The 12115-nt window shown below is 38.7% G+C and carries 7 protein-coding genes; 4 read left to right on the top strand and 3 right to left on the bottom strand.

Annotation, left to right across the window (positions count from 1 at the left end):
• Positions 1 to 21: 21 nt before the first annotated feature.
• The 3 genes from Q0874_RS00575 to Q0874_RS00565 all read right to left on the bottom strand — a co-directional run bounded on the left by Q0874_RS00575 (position 22) and on the right by Q0874_RS00565 (position 6075).
• On the bottom strand, positions 22 to 1296 hold the full coding sequence (locus Q0874_RS00575; RefSeq protein ID WP_299158058.1) for a sigma-54-dependent Fis family transcriptional regulator: 1275 nt from the start codon (positions 1294 to 1296) through the stop codon (positions 22 to 24).
• A gap of 2 nt (positions 1297 to 1298) precedes the next feature.
• Complete coding sequence (miaB, locus tag Q0874_RS00570) at positions 1299 to 2744, bottom strand: tRNA (N6-isopentenyl adenosine(37)-C2)-methylthiotransferase MiaB (RefSeq protein WP_299158056.1); 1446 nt, start codon at positions 2742 to 2744, stop codon at positions 1299 to 1301.
• Between the two features lie 187 nt (positions 2745 to 2931).
• On the bottom strand, positions 2932 to 6075 hold the full coding sequence (locus Q0874_RS00565) for a glycosyl hydrolase (RefSeq protein WP_299158054.1): 3144 nt from the start codon (positions 6073 to 6075) through the stop codon (positions 2932 to 2934).
• 192 nt (positions 6076 to 6267) lie between these two features.
• Here Q0874_RS00565 and topA point away from each other — a divergent pair, with 192 nt between their 5' ends.
• The 4 genes from topA (at position 6268) to gldL (ending at position 12112) form a co-directional block, all read left to right on the top strand.
• Complete coding sequence (gene topA / locus Q0874_RS00560) at positions 6268 to 8742, top strand: type I DNA topoisomerase (RefSeq protein ID WP_299158052.1); 2475 nt, start codon at positions 6268 to 6270, stop codon at positions 8740 to 8742.
• A 15-nt stretch (positions 8743 to 8757) separates the two neighbouring features.
• Positions 8758 to 9915 (top strand): formimidoylglutamase, encoded by a 1158-nt coding sequence (locus Q0874_RS00555; RefSeq protein WP_299158050.1) that lies wholly within the window; start codon positions 8758 to 8760, stop codon positions 9913 to 9915.
• Between the two features lie 116 nt (positions 9916 to 10031).
• Positions 10032 to 11387, top strand: a complete 1356-nt coding sequence (gene gldK, locus Q0874_RS00550; RefSeq protein WP_299158048.1) for a gliding motility lipoprotein GldK — start codon at positions 10032 to 10034, stop codon at positions 11385 to 11387.
• A 77-nt stretch (positions 11388 to 11464) separates the two neighbouring features.
• Positions 11465 to 12112, top strand: a complete 648-nt coding sequence (gldL, locus tag Q0874_RS00545) for a gliding motility protein GldL (RefSeq protein ID WP_299158045.1) — start codon at positions 11465 to 11467, stop codon at positions 12110 to 12112.
• Positions 12113 to 12115: the final 3 nt, after the last annotated feature.

The following is a 12115-nucleotide window of genomic DNA, read 5'->3' as shown; positions in this document are numbered from 1 at the left end:
AGTTCAATTCAAAAAAATTAGTTACAAATCATATTGTTTTATCTTTCTATAAAGTGTTCTTTCAGAAATTCCCAATTCTGCCGCCGCCGCCTTTCGTTTTCCTCTATTTCTTTCCAGTGATTTTTGGATTAATTCAATTTCCTTTTTCTGTAAAGAAAGTGTTTCTTCCTCTTGTATTTCCTCGGCAAAATGATATTTATCTTCCTGTAGTATTTCAGGTTTCGTTTCTATTCTGGCTTCCGGAAGGGGTAAGACTTTTAATGCCTTACTCTTTTCTTCCTCAATATCCTCGATATCTTCCCCATTGGTGCCATATATCTTACGGATTAAATTTTCATTTTCCTTCTGTACTTTAGCCGAATCTTTGTTTTGAAGCATTTCCAAAGTAAGTTTTTTGAGATCATTCAGATCTGATTTCATATCAAACAAGACTTTGTAGAGTATCTCTCGTTCGTTGCTAAAGTCATTTTCTTTTTTTTGCCTTCCAATAACGGCGGGAAGATTAGAATCGCTGGCATTTGGCAAATATTCGTTCAAAGTAGATAAACTAATATTTCTTCCCACTTCTAAAACAGATATTTGTTCAGCAACATTTCTTAATTGACGGATATTTCCCGGCCATCTGTATTTCGTGAGAAGTTGTATAGCATCATCCTGAAGCCTTATAGTGGGCATTTTGTATTTCTGCCCAAAATCCGAAGCAAATTTTCTGAACAATAAATGAATATCCTCCCTTCGTTCTCTAAGAGGTGGAATATGAATATCTACAGTACTTAATCTATAATATAAATCTTCCCTGAATTTTCCTTCTTTGATGGCCTCTATCATATTCATGTTAGTGGCAGCCACAATGCGAACATTGGTTTTTTGGACCTGAGAAGATCCCACTTTCAGGAATTCCCCATTTTCCAATATTCTGAGTAGTCGCACCTGAGTGGTAAGTGGAAGTTCTCCTACTTCATCCAAAAAGATAGTACCGCCATCTGCAACTTCAAAATACCCCCTTCTGGTTTGGGTTGCGCCGGTAAAGGCCCCTTTTTCATGGCCAAATAGCTCACTATCTATAGTGCCTTCGGGAATGGCCCCGCAATTTACGGCTATATATTTTGCGTGTTTTCTATGGGATAAAGAGTGAATAATTTTTGGCACCGCCTCTTTTCCAACACCACTTTCACCTGTGACCAGGACAGAAATGTCTGTAGGAGCAACCTGAATAGCCTTTTCTAGGGCACGATTGAGCTTTGGATCATTGCCTATAATCTCAAAACGTTGTTTTATTGCCTGTACACTTTCCATGCTTAATTGTTTTCAGAATAACCAACTGCTTTGCCCAATAAAGTGGCAGAGGTGCAATTTTCTATTCGTACCATTACAAATTCTCCAACAGAATAGTTCTCTTTAGGAAAAACCACAACGGTATTTTGAGAATTACGCCCCATCCATTCTAAATCAGATTTTTTGGATGTCCCTTCAATAAGAACTTCTTCAACTTTACCCAAGTGTTGTTTTGTTCTAAAAAAGCTATGCTTTAATTGCAGATCAATAATCTCATTTAATCTTCTTTTTTTTACTTCCTCAGGGATATCGTCAACAAGTTTTCTCGCGGCCATTGTACCAGGCCGTTCGGAATAGGCAAACATAAAACCAAAATCATATTTTACATATTCCATTAAGGATAAAGTATCCCGGTGATCTTCCTCGGTTTCGGTTGGGAAGCTTGTAATCATGTCCTGGCTTATGGCACAGTCCGGCAAAATGTTCCTTATATTATTTATTAAATCAAAATACTCTTCTCTGGTGTGCAATCTGTTCATTGCCTTTAAAATTCTGTCGCTTCCACTCTGTACTGGCAGGTGAATGTAATTACATATATTTTTAAACCTGGCCATGGTTTCAATAACATCAAGGGTCATATCCTGTGGGTTTGAAGTAGAAAAGCGAACCCTCATTTTGGGTTGTGCTTGCGCAACCAATTCCAATAAATTGGCAAAATTCACGGCTGTGGCTTTCTGCATTGCTGATGCAGCGTCGAAATCCTTTTTTAAACCTCCGCCATACCATAAATAACTGTCAACATTCTGGCCCAATAAGGTAACTTCCTTAAATCCTTTTTCCCAGAGTTCATTTACTTCATTAACAATTGAATGAGGATCTCTGCTGCGCTCCCTACCCCTTGTAAAGGGAACAACACAAAAAGTACACATATTATCACAGCCACGAGTAATGGATACAAAGGCTGTTACCCCATTTGAATTTAATCTTACCGGGGCCACATCACCGTATGTTTCATCCTTGGAAAGTATAACATTAACTGCATTCCTTCCCTCGTCTACTTCTCGGATAAGATTTGGCAGATCCTTATAAGCATCGGGTCCAACCACCATATCCACAATCTTTTCTTCTTCCAGTAACTTGCTCTTCAGTCTTTCTGCCATACACCCGAGAACACCTACCCTCATGTGGGGCCTGGTCTTCTTTATGGCGTTAAACTTTTCAAGCCTTTTTCTTACAGTCAGCTCCGCTTTTTCCCGAATAGAGCATGTGTTAACCAAAACAAGGTCTGCTTCTTCCAAAGAATTAGTGGTATTAAATCCTTCTTGCGCTAAAATAGAGGCAACAATTTCGCTGTCAGAAAAATTCATTTGACAGCCATAGCTTTCAATGTATAAATTACGGGTGTTTTTCTGGTCTTTATCCAGTGTAAGTGCGGTACCCTGATTTTTTTCCTCAATAATTTTCTCCATTCTCTTGTCTCTTCTGCGATATCTCAAACAGTTTGCAAAGATAGTATATTCTGCAAACAAGTGACAAATTGACAGTTAATTATTTGTCAATATTAATAGTTCCAAGAAACATCTATTTACTTATTCCAGAACTTAATTCGGATAAGTAGAAGGAGGTATTTGAATTACAGAGATATCTAGATAAGTATTAGTTAGTAGAAATCATTTTTATCTGTTTGTCTGATACTTGACTATTAATTTTATTCACATAAGCCTCAAACAAATCATTTAAACTGTCTATCTCTATGTCTAATTCCTTTTTAATTTCCTTAAAAAAAGCAAGTGACTGATCTGTTGGAGGGTAATCCCCTCTTTGAGAATCTGACATCAGAAATGCTAACCTGTTGTTTATTCTTATGCCGTAATTTAACGGGTCTTGCCTGCTTTGGTTTTTCGTCATATGGATATTATTTTCAACCTTATCTAACTTGGTTTCGAACTCTTCTACAAGTTTATTGAGATCCTCATCAGTTGTAACTTTTTCCTTTACGTAAGCCAAATCCTTTTTTACAGAGCGGATATCAATAATTGCCTGATTGGCTCTGTTAACCTGATCCCGTACTTTTATGAGGAAATCAAATTGATTTTTAAAATCGGTCACTGTATTTGGGAGTCTTGGATCTTTTACTATTGTAAATTCCTTTTCAGATGCTATTCCATTATAAGTAAGTCTTACTCTATAGGTGCCGGGAACTGCTTTTGGACCTACATTAGGAGAAGAGTATAAAACCATTCCTTCAAAGCTTTTGAAGCCGGGGTATCTTAGATCCCAGATAAAACGATTTCCTCCCGTAACAACTTTTAAAGGTTTTGTCGCCGACGGATCCTGTTTGTCCACCTTAGCATTCGTGTTATACTTTTGAACTAACGCTCCATTAGCGTCCAATATCTCAAGGGCAATAGTATCTGTTTCCTTTTTGTCTTTTATATAATAATTTACAATGACCCCATTAGGATGGTTTTCACCTTCTAACCTCATGTCGGGTTTGCTCCAACCCGAGGACTGTTGTGTTCTATACGTAATATCAGGTTTATAAAGATAAAAATCGCTTTTAGCCATTTCTTCTGTGAGCTGATGTAAGGGGGTCAAATCATCAATCATCCAAAAACTTCTTCCATGTGTGGCGGCAATAAGATCATTATCCCGAACGGCTAAATCCCTTATGGAGGTCATAGGAAGATTTAGTTGAAATGAAGACCATTGTTTTCCATCATCAAAAGAAATGTACATTCCCCATTCGGTACCTGCATATAATAATCCCTCTCTAACTTTATCCGACCTGATAGCTCTTGTATAGTGATTATTCTTTATCCCATTGGTGATGAGTGTCCAACTCTCACCATAATTAGTAGTTTTATAAAGGTAAGGGGTATAGTCGCCAAACTTGTAGGACGTTGCAGCCAAATAGGCAACGCCTTCTTTGAAAGGACTTGGTTCTATACAATTAATCATATTTAATTTGGGTGATAGGTTAGATGGGGGGGTGATATTCTTCCAGGTTTTCCCGTCATCTTTAGTTATATGTACCAGGCCGTCATCGCTCCCTACATAAATAACCCCTTTCTCCAAGGACGATTCTGCAATGGCAAAAATGTTAGAATAAAACTCTGCCCCGGTATTATCCTGGGTAATGGGGCCTCCAGAAGATTTTATTGTCTCTGGCAGACCTCTGGTCAAATCCGGAGAGATTACCTCCCAGGATTGTCCTTCGTTTGTAGAAATATGTAAAAAATTCGATCCGGCATATAGTCGATTTTTGTCATGTATACTGAACATAACAGGATAATTCCAATTAAAACGATACTTCATAATTTCTACACCAGAACCCGCAGGATTGTCTGGCCAAACATTTGTAGACCTTGTCTGATCTAATGAATGGTCATAGCGCATCATATATCCTTTATAAGTGCCACCATAGACTATATCATTGTTCTTTGGGTCAACAGCTAAATGAGCACTCTCGCCTCCCGCAGTTATCTCCCAATCTTTTTCTCCGATGCTGCTTCCGGAGCTTCTATGGGAGATTCTAACAGTAGAGTTGTCTTGTTGTGCCCCGTAAATTCTATATGGAAAATTCGTATCTGTGGTAACGCGGTAGAATTGCGCAGTAGGCTGATTGTGATAGGTTGTCCAATTGGTTCCCCCATCATTTGATACCTGGGCCCCACCGTCATCCGCTATAACCATTCGCTGATTATTATCGGGGTCTATCCACAAATCATGATGATCTCCGTGAGGGGCATTTTTCAATGTAAAAGTTTTGCCGCCATCTGTAGATACCCCATAACTTACATTCATTATATAAACTTTGTTCTTATCTTGGGTATCTGCATAGATTCTACTGTAGTACCAGGCTCTTTGTCGTAGTGCTCTGTTCTCGTTAATTTTTTCCCAGGTCTTGCCTGCATCATCAGATCTAAAAAGCCCACCATCTTCCGCTTCTATTATTGCCCAGACTCTATTTGAATCAACCGGCGATACTGTAATACCCACAATGCCCCAGGGTCCCGAAGGAAGCCCATTATGGTCTGAAATGTCAGTCCACGTATTGCCACTATCAGTGCTTTTATATAGTTTGCTATCTGGCCCACCGCTGTCCATTCTATATCCGTTTCTCTTCATTTCCCAGGTTGAGGCATAAAGAATTCTAGGATTATTAGGATCTAGAATGAGATCACCTGCTCCGGCTTTATCACTTATATAAAGTATCTTTTCCCAAGAAGAACCACCGTCAAGACTTTTGTAAACTCCTCTGGTCTCATTAGGAATCCATAGATTTCCAATGGCTGCAGCATAAACAATATCCGGATTGGTAGGGTGAATGCGTATTCTGGCAATGTGTTCGGACCCCTCCAGGCCAATAAATTTCCATGTCTCACCGGCATCTACACTTTTCCATAGCCCGTTTCCAGAAGAGACATTTCCCCGTAGCGTTTGTTCCCCTTCCCCTACATAAATTACATTAGGGTCGGATTCTGAAACAGCAACCGACCCTATGGAGCCTCCAAAAAAGCCGTCAGAAATACATTCCCATGTACTTCCTGCATCAGTAGTTTTCCAAACACCGCCACCGGCGGTTCCCATATAGTAAAGCAAATCATTACCCTTTACACCCGTTACGGTTCCGGACCTCCCTCCTCTAAACGGCCCTACTAATCGCCATTCTATGGAATTGTAAAGGGCTTCATTATATATATTGGTGTTTTTGTCTTTAGTTTTTCTTTGCGAATTTGAAGTTATAGGAATTATTAGAGAAAGGAAAAAAACCAGGATAGAGATCTTTTGAAACATAATTTATGGGTTAGCGATTTGCATAAAAATAACACAATTTTTACATCTTTTCGCCAATTAAAAACAAATCCTATTGGCATTATATAAGGTATAAAATACCCCTTACTTTCGACTAATAAATGACTTGGGTTTTGCATTGTAGCAACAGAAATAAAAAATTTGACATACTTTTGTTTCTTCAAAAACTGATGAATGGCTAAGAATTTAGTAATCGTAGAGTCGCCTGCAAAGGCCAAAACAATAGAAAAATTTCTGGGAAAAGACTTTAAAGTTGAATCCAGTTTTGGCCATATAGCCGATCTTCCTTCCAAAGAGTTAGGAGTTGATGTCGAAAATGATTTTAAACCCAAATATATTGTTGACGAGGACAAGAAGGCCCTGGTTAAAAAGCTGAAGGACCTTGCTAAAAAAGCGGATACTATATGGCTGGCGAGTGATGAAGACCGGGAAGGAGAAGCTATTTCCTGGCATTTGGCGGAGACACTGGACCTTGATCGATCCAAAACTAAACGTATTGTGTTTAATTCCATTACCAAATCAGCTATTCAAAAGGCCATTGAAAACCCCAGAGAAATAAATTATAACCTGGTAAATGCCCAGCAGGCAAGAAGAGTTCTTGATAGGTTGGTTGGATACGAGTTATCACCTGTCCTTTGGAAAAAAATTAAACCCGGTTTATCTGCAGGAAGGGTTCAATCTGTATCTGTTCGTTTAATTGTTGAGAGGGAACGGGACATTGAGGTTTTTAATCCTGAAGCTTCCTATAAAGTAGTGGCGGAATTCAAAACAGTGAATGGGAATGTATTTGGAGCAAAACTTGGGAAGAGCTTCCAAACGAAAGCGGAGGCTCAGGTATTTTTAAATAAAAATGCAGGATCGCTATTTAATGTTGCAAGTCTGGATAAAAAACTCGCAAAAAAATCGCCGGCCGCACCATTTACTACTTCCACTTTACAACAGGAGGCATCCCGTAAATTATATTTCTCAGTAGCGAGAACTATGCAGGTTGCCCAGCGTTTATATGAAGCTGGTCTGATTACGTATATGAGGACAGACAGCGTAAATTTATCCGGGGAGGCAATAGGGGCTGCCAAAGACACCATTATTCAGAATTATGGTGAAAAGTACAGTAAAGTCAGAAATTATAAGGGCAAATCTAAAGGAGCTCAGGAGGCACATGAGGCGATACGACCCACGGATATGAATTTGCAATCTCCTTCACTGGAAAGGGATCAGTCTAAATTATATGAATTGATTTGGAAACGTACACTTGCCTCACAAATGAGCGATGCACAATTAGAACGTACTAATGTAAAAATCAAGTCGAACTCTTATCAGGAAGAATTTACCGCGAATGGTGAAGTCATTAAATTTGATGGGTTTTTAAAGGTTTATCTTGAGGGTAAGGACGAAGAGGATATAGCTGAAGAGCAGGAAGGTTTGCTTCCCGCAATGAAAACCGGCGATCAGTTATTCTATAATTATATAACCGCAACAGAACGGTTTACAAGACCCCCGTATAGATATACAGAGGCTACTTTGGTAAAGAAACTGGAGGAGCTGGGTATTGGAAGACCCTCAACTTATGCCCCAACAATTTCGACCATTCAAAACAGGGGTTATGTGGAAAAAGGAAGTATTGAAGGTGAAGAACGAAAGTATTCACAACTGATTTTAAAATCAGATAAAGTTGAGGAAAAATCTCTCACGGAAGTGATAGGGTCAGATAAAGGCAAATTGGTACCCACAGATATAGGGATGATTGTCAATGATTTTTTAGTGAATCATTTTGCGCATATTTTGGATTATAACTTTACTGCCAAAGTGGAGAAAGATTTTGACGAAATTGCTGAAGGTCAGGAAGATTGGAAAAAGGTAATGAAGGATTTTTACAAGGACTTTCACCCCAAAGTACTGGACGTTGAAGAAAACGCGGAACGTGCAAGCGGAGAACGTGTCCTGGGTAAAGACCCTAAAACGGGAAGACAAGTTGCTGTTCGTTTGGGACGATTTGGCCCTATGGTTCAAATTGGTACGGTCGAGGAAGAGGACAAGCCGTTATTTGCCAGTTTACTCCCTGAACAATCCCTTAATACGATTACCTATGAGGAAGCAATGGAGCTATTCCAACTACCCAGAAAGTTAGGAGTATTTGAAGGAGAAGAAGTAGAGGCCAATGTTGGCAGATTTGGTCCTTATGTTAGATTCGGCAAAAAATTTGTCTCTCTGGACAAAGGTGAGAGTGCCTTTGATGTCGATCTTGAAAGGGCAATAGAATTAATTCGCGAAAAGCAAAAGACAGATGCCCCTATTGCGGTTTATGAAAATAAAGATGTAATAAAAGGTAAAGGTCGTTTCGGACCTTTTATCAAATGGGATGGTATGTTCATTAATGTGAATAAAAAATATGATTTTGATAATCTTTCGGAAATTGATATTATTGAGTTGATAGAATCTAAAAAGCAAAAAGAAGCAGAGAAGCTTATCAAGGAATGGTCTGATGAAGGCATTCGGATTGAAAAGGCGCGATGGGGAAGGCATACAATTATTAAAGGCAAGACCAAGGTTGAGCTTGCCAAAGAGGTAGATGCTGCCAATGTTTCCCTGGAAGAGGCAAAAGCATTACTCGAAAAGAAAAAACCGAAAAAGAAGACTAAGAAAACCTAAGATTAGCGTACCAATATGGCGTTTGATTTTTTACTTCCTGTAGATGAAATGGCCCTCGCGCACTGTGAGCTATTACCCCCACAATCTCTTGGCAGGAATATTCACAAGCATACAGAGAAAAAAGGACTGCCAGTCCTTGCCAATGCTTCATTTGCCTTAATGGGAGTTCTGGAATCAAGAAATGCATTTGAAAAGAAAACAGAGCGCCTAGATACTACTGAGATCAGAATTCAGCTTTACAAGCTAATGATGGGTAATTGGAATTCAGTCTTTGTCGACCTCGGTGATATAGAAGAAGGCGAATCGGTTGAAGATACCTATTTTGTTGTAAAGGAAATTGTAGCCGAATTACTGGAAGAAAATGTAATTCCGATTATAATTGGTGCGACTCAGGATATTACGTACCCTACCTATAGGGCATTTGATAAAATTAAGGATATGGTAAATCTGGTGTCAATAGACAGCAGGTTCGATTTCGGGGCAGATGAGGAACTTATTTCTTCGCATTCCTATATGAGTAAAATAATTACTGATAAGCCCAACAATCTTTTCAATTTTTCTAATATTGGTTATCAAAGCTACTTTAATGCTCAGGAAGAAATAGATCTGATGGACCGCCTATTTTTTGATGCATACAGGCTGGGAGAAATAACCTCCGACATTTCACTGGCAGAACCCGTATTGCGAAACGCACATATTGTAAGTATGGATGCCAGGGCAATTAAAGCAGGCGAGATTGATGGGTCTAAGAATTTTTCACCAAATGGATTTAATGGAAGAGAAATATGTGCAATAGCCAGATATGCGGGAATGAGTGATAATGTCGCAATATTTGGAATATATGAAAGCGAGAATACCGTACAATCCTTTCAATTAATATCACAGATAATATGGTATTTTATAGAAGGATATAATTTTAGAATAAAAGAGTTACCGAGTGCTAAAAGCAAGGACTTCAACAAGTTTAATGTGCCTACGGAAACCGAACAATTGATTTTTTATAAAAGTTTACTTACCGAAAGGTGGTGGGTTGAGATTCCATCAATTTTATCTTCACATAATAAAATAAATTCACCTGCGTTATTACCATGCACTGAACAGGACTATTTAGACGCATGTAACCAAAATATTCCCGAAAGGTGGTTCAAGGCCTATAAGAAAGGTTTTAACTAACACTAAATTATTTTAAAGGATAGACAGTTTTATACAATAAATTATTCAAAATGCAGTTTTAGAGAATAATAATTGTGAATACTGTTTATAGTCTTAATCGAAATTTAACCTAAAGTATGAAGAAGCTATTGTTATTATCTATAGCGTTTGTTTTTTTGCTCACTAGTTGTGGGTCTAAGACAAAAGGAGAACTAGTCGGAGTCCAGGGTAAAAAGTGGTATCCGGAAAAACCTTATGGAATGGAACTGATCCCTAGAGGATCATTTATCATGGGTAAAAGTGAGGAAGACGTAGGGAAGGTTCTTAACGCTCCAACCAAAACTGTTACCGTAAGATCATTCTATATGGATGATACGGAAATAACAAACAGTGAATATCGCCAGTTTGTAGAATGGGTGAAAGATTCCATCGTAAGAACTAAGTTGGCCATCCTGGCTGATGAATTAGGAATGGGTCCGGAGGATGAAGGTATCGGCGAATATGCCTTTAAGGATGCAGATACTACCCAAATGTCTACTTATGACAAGTATATGCTGGATAATTATTCAGGGATGGGTGAGACTGGTTATGAAGGAAGAAGCCTAAATAGAGATCAGGATTTGGTCTGGGACACTTCGGAATATCCTGATGAATACTATACAGAAATAATGGATTCAATATATATTCCTGAAGAGGAATCATATAACGGTCAGCGCACCGTAGATGTTACAAAGCTTAAATACAGTTACAGCTGGATGGACATTGAGGCAGCTGCACGTTCAAGGGATGCAAGAAGAAAGGATTTTATTAAACATGAGGAATTGGAGATCTATCCGGATACGACAGTTTGGATAAGAGACTTTGAATATTCCTATAATGAACCAATGCATAATGACTATTTCTGGCACGATGCCTATAGTGATTATCCGGTTGTTGGAGTTTCATGGCAGCAGGCCCAGGCTTTTTGTAACTGGAGAACAAAATTTAAAAATGATGACCAGAAGAGCCGAGGCAGACAATTTGTTAACGGATTCAGGTTACCTACAGAAGCCGAATGGGAATATGCCGCCAGAGGTGGAATCGAAAGTGGAACTTATCCCTGGGGTGGTCCTTATGTGATTAGCGATACGGGCTGTTTTATGGCTAACTTTAAACCACAGCGAGGTGATTATGCAGCTGATGCAGCTTTGTATACAGTAGAAGCCAAGTCTTATGAGCCAAATGATTACAATCTTTACAATATGGCAGGGAATGTTTCTGAATGGACTAATTCCAGCTATGACGCAAATTCATACGATTACGTATCTACTATGAATCCCAATGGCGGTGATTATGGTAATAAAAGAAAAGTTATACGCGGAGGTTCCTGGAAAGATGTTGCTTATTTCCTACAGGTAAGTACCAGAGATTATGAGTATAGAGATTCCGCCAGAAGTTATATCGGTTTTAGGACCGTACAAGATTATATGGGCGAGGAAGACTCAACACAATAGTTTTTCCGTATATAAATAAATCAAACAATAAACCAAATACTTATTTTTAACATTAAACTTAAATTAAATTTAGAATTATGGCACAGTCAAAATCAACAAAGAAACTATTTAACATGGCCTATGGCCTGGGAGCATCGGTGGTTATCATTGGTGCGTTATTTAAAATCCTTCACTGGGAATTTGGACCTCTAACAGGTGGTCTTCTTCTGGCGGTAGGTCTTATTACAGAAGCTCTTATTTTTGCAATTAGTGCATTTGAACCGGTAGATGACGAATACGATTGGTCTCTGGTATACCCTGAATTAGCAGGCGGTATGTCTGGTAACAAAAATGATGTTCAGGATGCGAAAGAAGCAGAAGGCATATTGTCCAGAAAATTAGATGAGCTTTTAAAAGAAGCAAACATAGACGCTAACCTTATGGAAAGCCTTGGAGAAAGCATTCGCAATTTTGAAGGTGCTGCAAAAGGTATTGCTCCTTCAGTAGATGCAATGGAATCTACCAAAAAATATTCAGATGAAATGGTAGAGGCAGCGTCTCAAATGGAGTCTTTAAACAGCTTGTATAAAGTACAATTGGAAAGCGCTAGCAGACAGGCTTCTGTAAATGAAGAAGTTGTTCAAAATGCAAGTGCTCTTAAAGACCAAATGGAATCTCTTGCTTCCAATCTTTCTTCCTTAAATGGAGTATATGGAGGTATGTTATCTGCAATGAGTAAAAACTAATTA

It is taken from the genome of uncultured Eudoraea sp., assembly GCF_947490415.1.
Taxonomy (GTDB): domain Bacteria; phylum Bacteroidota; class Bacteroidia; order Flavobacteriales; family Flavobacteriaceae; genus Eudoraea.
The sequence above is the reverse complement of the archived record's forward strand: the minus strand, read 5'-3'. Positions and strand labels throughout refer to the sequence as shown.